This is a genomic window from Janibacter sp. LM (assembly GCF_039631275.1).
GTDB classification, from domain to species: Bacteria; Actinomycetota; Actinomycetes; order Actinomycetales; family Dermatophilaceae; genus Janibacter; species Janibacter terrae.
Window position 1 is genome coordinate 1 of the sequence record NZ_JBDIVG010000030.1, and the last position, 7708, is coordinate 7708.

7 protein-coding genes are annotated in these 7708 nt (G+C 71.5%); all 7 read left to right on the plus strand.

Translation table 11 applies throughout. The annotated features are described in order from the left end of the window. The first annotated feature begins 54 nt into the window (after positions 1–54). The gene (locus ABC138_RS14895; protein ID WP_345914182.1) at positions 55–333 is read left to right on the plus strand and encodes a GIY-YIG nuclease family protein; all 279 of its coding nucleotides are present in this window, start codon (positions 55–57) and stop codon (positions 331–333) included. 573 nt (positions 334–906) lie between these two features. Further along, positions 907–2229 (plus strand): hemolysin family protein, encoded by a 1323-nt coding sequence (locus ABC138_RS14900; protein WP_345914183.1) that lies wholly within the window; start codon positions 907–909, stop codon positions 2227–2229. After that, a complete protein-coding gene (locus tag ABC138_RS14905) occupies positions 2226–3257 on the plus strand; it encodes a hemolysin family protein (RefSeq protein ID WP_345914184.1) in 1032 nt (343 codons plus the stop codon). Before ABC138_RS14900 ends, ABC138_RS14905 begins: the two co-directional genes overlap by 4 nt. Before the next feature lie 165 nt (positions 3258–3422). Next, a complete protein-coding gene (locus ABC138_RS14910; RefSeq protein WP_345914185.1) occupies positions 3423–4397 on the plus strand; it encodes a hypothetical protein in 975 nt (324 codons plus the stop codon). Positions 4398–4663: 266 nt separating this feature from the next. Next, entirely contained in the window at positions 4664–5824 is a 1161-nt protein-coding gene (locus tag ABC138_RS14915) for a helix-turn-helix domain-containing protein (protein WP_068422631.1), read from the plus strand. Positions 5825–5907: 83 nt separating this feature from the next. After that, the gene (locus ABC138_RS14920; RefSeq protein ID WP_345914186.1) at positions 5908–7458 is read left to right on the plus strand and encodes a sodium-dependent transporter; all 1551 of its coding nucleotides are present in this window, start codon (positions 5908–5910) and stop codon (positions 7456–7458) included. Then, positions 7455–7598 (plus strand): methionine/alanine import family NSS transporter small subunit, encoded by a 144-nt coding sequence (locus ABC138_RS14925; RefSeq protein ID WP_082807564.1) that lies wholly within the window; start codon positions 7455–7457, stop codon positions 7596–7598. Before ABC138_RS14920 ends, ABC138_RS14925 begins: the two co-directional genes overlap by 4 nt. Positions 7599–7708 lie beyond the last annotated feature (110 nt).

Below are 7708 nucleotides of genomic sequence, written 5' to 3' on the forward strand. Positions count from 1 at the left end.
GACAACTGTGGATAACTCCCTTCGTCCCCTCGCCGACCCTGCTGGGATCGAGCGATGGCACACGTCTACATGCTCAGGTGCGCCGACGGGAGCTACTACGTCGGCAGCACGCACCATCTGGAGTCGCGCCTGCGTCAGCACAGCGCAGGCAGGGGGGCGGAGTACACGAGTACCCGCACGCCCGTGGAGCTCGTCTGGTCGCTGGAGACCGAGCGGGTCGTCGAGGCGTATGCGCTGGAACGGAAGCTGCACGGCTGGTCGCGCGCGAAGAAGGAGGCGCTCATCCGAGGGGACTTCGGCGCGATCCAGGCGGCGGCCAGGCGGCGGAGCTGAGGACGGCGCCCCCTTCGAGACGGTCGCTGCGCGACCTCCTCAGGGAGCGGGGGGGCGGGCGCCCCCTTCGACACGGTCGCTGCGCGACCTCCTCCGGGAGCGGTGGGGCGGGCGCCCCCGTCGAGACGGGCGCTGCGCGACCTCCTCAGCGAGCGGTGGGGCGGGCGCCCCCGTCGAGACGGGCGCTGCGCGACCTCCTCAGCGAGCGGTGGGGCGGGCGCCCCCGTCGAGACGGTCGCTGCGCGACCTCCTCAGGGAGCGGTGGGTGGAGCGTGCGCGGGGCCGGCGCCCCCTTCGAGACGGTCGCTGCGCGACCTCCTCAGGGCGCGGTGGGTGGAGCGTGCGCGGGGCCGGCGCCCCCGTCGAGACGGTCGCTGCGCGACCTCCTCTGGGAGCGGTGGGGCGGGCGCCCCCTTCGAGCCGGGCGCTGCGCGACCTCCTCAGGGCGCGGTGGGTGGAGCGTGCGCGGGGCCGGCGCCCCCGTCGAGACGGTCGCTGCGCGACCTCCTCAGGGAGCGGTGGGCGGGGAGTCTCAGGCAGCGGTGGGTGACGCCCCGTAGAATCCGACGGACCATGACCATCGGTCTCCTCGTCCTCGCCCTCGTCCTGACCCTCGGTACCGCCCTCTTCGTCGCCGCCGAGTTCTCGCTCGTGGCCCTCGACCGCCCCTCCGTGCAGCGGGCCGTCGACCAGGGGGACGCCGGAGCCAAGCCGGTCCTCACCTCCCTTCGCACCCTCTCCACGCTGCTGTCCGCGTGCCAGATCGGCATCACGGTCACCACGCTCGCCCTCGGTTTCATCGCGAACCCGGCGATCGGCGCGCTCATCTCGCCCGGGCTGGAGGCGGCGGGCATGTCCGAGGCCGTCGCCGACTCCACGGCGTCCGGGCTCGCGCTGGTCATCGCCACCGCGTTCTCGATGATCCTCGGCGAGATGGTGCCCAAGACCCTCGCCGTCTCGGCGCCGCTCGCCACGGCCAAGGTCGTCGCGCTGCCGATGCGCATCATCGGTGTGCTCTTCAGGCCGCTGATCTTCATCCTCAACGGCAGCGCCAACTGGGTGCTGCACCGCCTCGGCGTCGAGCCGCAGGAGGAGCTGTCCGCCGCCCGCAGCCCCGCCGAGCTCGCCTCGCTCGTGCGCACCTCCGTCGAGGCCGGCACGCTCGACTCCGGGACGGCGCGCCTGGTGACCCGCTCGCTCGGCTTCGGCGACCAGACCGCCGCCGACGTCATGACTCCGCGCAACCGTGCCACCTCGATCGACCGCACCGCCTCCGCCGAGGACCTCGTCGCGCTCGCGCGCAGCACGGGCCACTCGCGCTTCCCCGTCACGGGTGAGGACTGGGACGACATCGACGGCGTCGTCCACGTCAAGCGCGCCATCGCCGTCCCGCACGAGCGTCGCGCGTCCGTGCCGATCTCCGCGCTGATGATCGACCCCGTCGTCGTCCCCGAGACCCTGCGCCTGGACCCGCTGCTCATCCAGCTGCGCGACTCGGGCCTGCAGATGGGCGTCGTCGTCGACGAGTACGGCGGCACCGCGGGCGTGGTGACGCTCGAGGACCTCGTCGAGGAGATCGTCGGCGAGGTCAACGACGAGCACGACAAGGCGCAGACGACCGGGCGGGCGCTCGGCGACGGCGTCTGGACCGTGCCCGGCCTGTGGCGCCCTGACGAGGTGCGTGACCGCATCGGCGCGCCCGTGCCCGAAGGCTCGTCCTACGAGACCGTCGGCGGCTGGGTCATGGCCGAGCTGGGCCGGGTGCCCGAGGTCGGCGACGTCGTCGAGCTCGAGGGCTGGCAGGTCACGGTGGCCGACATGGACACCCGACGCGTGGACCGGTTGCGGTTCGTCGAGACGGACGCCACGAGCGACGAAGGGGGTGAGCGGGCATGACCACCGTCCTCATCACCGCGGCGCTCCTGCTGGCCAATGCCTTTTTCGTGGGCGCCGAGTTCGCGGCGATGTCCGCGCGGCGCTCGCAGCTCGAACCCCTCGCCGACGCCGGCAACAAGCGCGCGGCGATCGCCGTCGAGGCCCTGCAGCACACCGGCGTCCTGCTGGCCACCTGCCAGCTCGGGATCACCATCTGCTCGGTGCTCCTGGGTGCCATCTCCGAGGCGGCGCTGCACCACGCGCTGCACCCCGTCATGGAGCGCATCGGCGTGCCGGACGCCTTCACCGACGCGACCTCGCTCACCCTGGCGATCCTCGTCGTCGTCTACCTGCACGTCGTGGTCGGCGAGATGGTCCCCAAGAACCTCGCGATCGCCGGCCCGGAGAAGTCGGCGACGATCCTCGTGCCCCCGCTCATGCAGGTCATGAAGGTCGCCAAGCCGATCATCCTCGCGATGGACTGGGTGTCCAAGGCCTTCGTCCGGGCGATGGGGATCGACCCCAAGGACGAGGTCGGTGCGGCCTTCACCGCCGAGGAGGTCCAGCACATCGTCAGGGAGTCCCACCGGGAGGGGCTCGTCGAGACCGAGAAGTACGGGCTCGTCGGCGCCGCCCTCGAGTTCTCCGACAAGGACGCCGCCGACGTGGGCGTGCCGGTCGCCGACCTCGTGACCGTCCCGCGCGACGCCACCCCGGACGACATCGAGCGGCTCGTCGCCAAGCACGGCTTCTCGCGCTACCCGACGGTCGACGAAGGGGGAGAGCTCACCGGCTACCTCCACCTCAAGGACGTCCTCTACGCCGACGAGACCGAGCGCAGCGAGCCGGTGCCCCGCAAACGCCTGCGCCGCATGGCCACGGTCCGCCCGAGCGACGAGGTCGAGGACGTGCTCGCGACCATGCAGCGCACGGGCACCCACCTGGCCCGGGTCAGCGACGAGGAGGGTGTCGTCCTCGGCGTCGTCTTCCTCGAGGACGTCATCGAGGAGCTCGTGGGAGAGGTGACGGACTCCACGCAGCGGGGGTGACCCCCTTCGCCCGGGCCCCGCGGACCCACCCCCACCCCGGTAGAGGGTCACGTCATGCACCAAGATCTCGGTTTTCGTGCATGACGTGACCCTCTGCGGGGCTGAGGGAAGGGGGGATGTGGAGAACTCAGCGGCCGCACCCCGTGAACTCGGCACCCTGTGGGGATGCCCAGACCCCTCGACCTGCCCGAGCCGTACACGGCCGGGACCTTCGCGGTGGCGGCCGCCACCCGTGACGGCGCCAAGATGAGCAGCCTGCGGGCGCTCCCCAACCCCTACCGCGGGGTGCGCAGCCACGTCCTGCCGACCACGCTGACGGAGCGGGCCGAGGCGCTGAGGCTCGTGCGCTCGGACGGGTTCGCGCTGTCGCACTGCTCGGCCGCGGTGCTGCACGGCCTGCCGGTGCCGCTGCAGTGCGGGCACGACGAGATCCACGTCATGAGCGCAGGGTCCAGGGTGCGCAGACCGGGACTGATCGGTCATCGCGGGCTCGAGCTGCGGGAGACCACCGAGGTCGGCGGACAGCGGGCCACCACCCTCGTCGACACCTGGCTCGACCTCGCCCCGCTCCTCACCCTCGACGAGCTGGTCGTCGTGGGGGACGCGGTGGCGCGACGACTCGAGTCGGTGGCGCCGCTGGTCGCGGGGTCGCCCCGGGCCAGGACCCACCGCCAACGGGTGCGTGAGGCCCTGCGCTGGGTCCGGGTCGGCTCGGCCTCGCCGATGGAGACGCGCTCGCGGGTCCTCTTCGTGCGTGGCGGGCTGCCGGAGCCGGAGCTCAATGTCCCGATCTTCGACGCCCGGGGCGGGTGGCTCGCCGAGGGTGACCTCGTGTGGCGCGAGGCCAGGACCGTGGGGGAGTACCAGGGGGCCGTCCACTTCGAGGGGTACCGGCGCGGCGACAAGGACCTCGTCCGCCGTCGCTCGCTCGAGGCGGAGGGCTGGGCGTACGTCGACTTCACCAAGGACGACTACTACCGCCGGGCCCGCCGCGTCCGGCTCGTCGAGCGGGTGGCTGCAGCCGTGGGGGTCCAGCCGACACGGGCGCAGCTGGCCGAGGTCGCGCGGGCGCCCGGGCTGTTGGGCCCCGCTCCCTCACGGTGCGCGACCGCCCGAGGTGGGTCACCTGATGCACCATGACCGAGGTTTTGCTGCACGACGTGACCCACCACGCAGGAGCGGGCCAGGCAGGGGGACAGCACCGGGGTCCTGCGTCCCCTGCGGATGGGCCCCCGGTGCTGCTCCCACCAGCATCCGTCGTCGCGGCCCGGCACGCATCTGCTCGAGGAGGCGAAGGGGGGCCAGGCGATTAGCACGACGTGACAGGGGCGGTGGGATTCGTCATCGCGGATAATCAGCGCACCCGGTCACCCGGCCGGTGGAGGGCGTTAGGGAGGCGCGAGGGGATGGGCCAGGTCGACGAGCGGGTGCAGGGCACCGGCGAGCTGCTCGATCTCGTGGGTCTGGTGGACCTGGGGGAGCTCACGAGTGTGCTCATCGAACGGGTCGGTGAGGAGCTCGGCATCCACCCGCTGCCGGCGCGCCACCAGTGGCCCGGCGACGTGCACGAGCTCGCGCGCCGGTTCCTGCAGTACGTGGCGCAGGGACAGGTCGCGCGGATCAGCGAGCCGGGCAGCATCTGGGTGGGCGTCGGCGCCGAGTGCGCCCGGGCCGGTCTGGACTTCGAGACCCTGGCCGCGGGCATCCGCCTGTCGACGCGCCTGACGCACGGCCACGTGCACCGCTCGCTGCTCGCCCAGGGCCCGGGCGTGGACCACGAGGCCCTGCTCGACCTGCTCGACCGCATCTTCGTCGGGGGCGAAGAGGTCGTCGCGGCCGCACGCGCCGGGTACGCGACCGCCGGCACCCCGCCGAGCGCGGAGGACGAGGCCGCCCGCCGGCTCGGGGGAGTGCTCCTCCACGGTGACGACGGCGCGCTCGTCCTGGCCCACGAGTGCGGGTGGGACGACGACGCGGTCGTGTGCGCGATCATCACCTCGCCCGAGTCCGCGGCGCAGATCCGCCGCGAGTCCGAGTGCCAGGTCGCCTACTACCCGCGCAGCCGCGACGTCGTGCTGCTCCACCCGGTGGCCGAGGACCAGCTGGCGACCACCCTTCGTCCCCTCCTGCGCGGGCACCGGTGCGCCGTCGGACCCGCCGTGCCGATGCTCGACGCGGCCGCCTCGCTCGACCTGGCCTTCCGGGCGCAGCAGCTGGGCCTGGGCTCGGCGGAGGCGACCTTCGCCGACGACCTGATGCTCGAGATCGCCTGCAGCGCCGACCAGGTCGTCTGCGACTCGCTGCGGCGGACCTACCTCAGCGAGCTCGACGACCTCCCGAGCGACCAGCGGGCCATGCTCCTGGCGACGCTCCTGTCATGGCTGCGGCACTGGGGCCATCGGCCGAGCGTCGCCGAGGCCCTCGGCGTGCACCCGCAGACCGTGAGCCACCGGATCAACCGGCTCAAGGACCTGCTCGCCGACGAGCTCGACGAGCCGCACGTGCGTGCCGAGCTGCTCGTCCTGCTGACCGCGATGTCCGTGAGCGAGGCCTGGCAGGTCCCCTGAGGCGCGATCGGCGTGGCGCCCGCCACATCTGGCCGCGATGCTGGAGCATGCTGGGGTTCTCCGCATCGACCAGGAGTGTGAGCATGTCCAGCACAGAGACCACAGAGGTGAAGCCCAGAGAGGGCTTCTCATCACGCAGGGTCTTCATCTTCGCCGCGATCGGATCAGCCGTCGGGCTGGGCAACATCTGGCGCTTCCCCTACGTGGCCTACGAAGGGGGCGGCGGCGCCTTCATCATCCCGTACCTGTGCGCGCTGCTCTTCGCAGGCATCCCGCTGCTCTACCTCGACTACGCGATCGGCCACCGCTTCCGCGGCTCGGCCCCCCTCTCCCTTCGCCGGCTGCACCGTGGCGCGGAGTGGCTCGGTTGGTGGCAGGTGCTCATCTGCACCGTCATCGCCGTCTACTACGCCGCGATCCTCGCCTGGGCCGCGAAGTACACGCTGCTGTCCTTCACCAAGGGCTGGGGCGCCGACCCGGAGGCCTACTTCTTCGGTGACTACCTCCAGGCCGCGCCCGAGCCCGGGCCGACCTTCGACTTCGTCCCCGGCATCCTCATCACGATGGTGCTCGTCTGGGTCGTGACGATCGGCGTCCTCGCGCTGGGTGTCCAGACCGGCATCGGCCGCACCGCCGTCATCTTCATCCCCGTGCTCATCCTCGCCTTCATCGTGCTCGTCGCCCAGGCGCTCACGCTCGACGGGGCCATGGACGGGCTCAACGCCTTCTTCACCCCCGACTGGGGCGCGCTGACGCACGGCAGCGTGTGGATCTCGGCGGTCGGGCAGATCTTCTTCAGCCTCTCCGTCGGCTTCGGCATCATGATCACGTACTCCAGCTACGTCGACCGCAAGACCGACATGACCGGCTCCGGCGCGGTCGTCGGTTTCTCCAACTCCGGCTTCGAGCTGCTCGCCGGCATCGGTGTCTTCGCCGCGCTGGGCTTCATGGCGCAGGCCGCGGGCAAGGAGGTCAGCGAGGTCGTCGCCAACGGCATCGGCCTGGCCTTCGTCGCCTTCCCGACGATCATCAACGAGGCACCCGGTGGCCTCGTCATCGGCGTGCTCTTCTTCGTCTCGCTGCTGCTGGCCGGCCTGACCTCGCTCATCTCGATCGTCGAGGTCGTCATCGGCGCCGTCCGCGACAAGGTCGGCATCTCGCGCAGGGCGGCGACCTTCGTCGTCGGCGTGCCGATGGCGGTCGTGAGCATCCTGATGTTCTCGACCACCGGCGGCATCTACGTGCTCGACACGATGGACGCCTTCGTCAACAGCTTCGGCATCATCGCCGTCGCGGCCGTGATGATGCTGGCCGTGACCTACGCCTTCCGCAAGCTCGGTCTGCTGCGCGCCCACCTCGACGCGCGCAGCTCGATCAAGCTCAAGGGCTGGTGGCCGGCCCTCATCGCCGTGGTCATCCCGCTGCTGCTCGTCGTCATGCTGTGGCAGGAGCTCACGGCGAAGCTCGACGCGCCCTACGAGAAGTACCCGGCCGACCTGCTGGGCGTCTTCGGCTGGGGCATGGTCATCGCCCTGCCGATCCTGGCGATCCTGCTCTCGCTGCTGCCGTGGCGGGGCGACGTGTCGCTCGACGACGCACCCGACGTCCTCGTCGACGGGGGTGAAAACCCATGACCACGACGGCCATCATCATGATGATCATCTCGATCCTCGTCATCTGGGGCGGCCTCGTCCTCGCGATCGTCAACCTGCTCAAGCGGGGTGACTCCGCGGTGGACGACATCCGCGAGTTCGAGATCCACCGCGACCTCTGACGAGACCTCCCCACGAGGGAGCGAAGGGGGGGCCGGACGACACCACGTCGTCCGACCCCCCTTAGCCTCGATCCACCGATCGACTGTGTCCGGTGGGCGGCGTGGGAGAG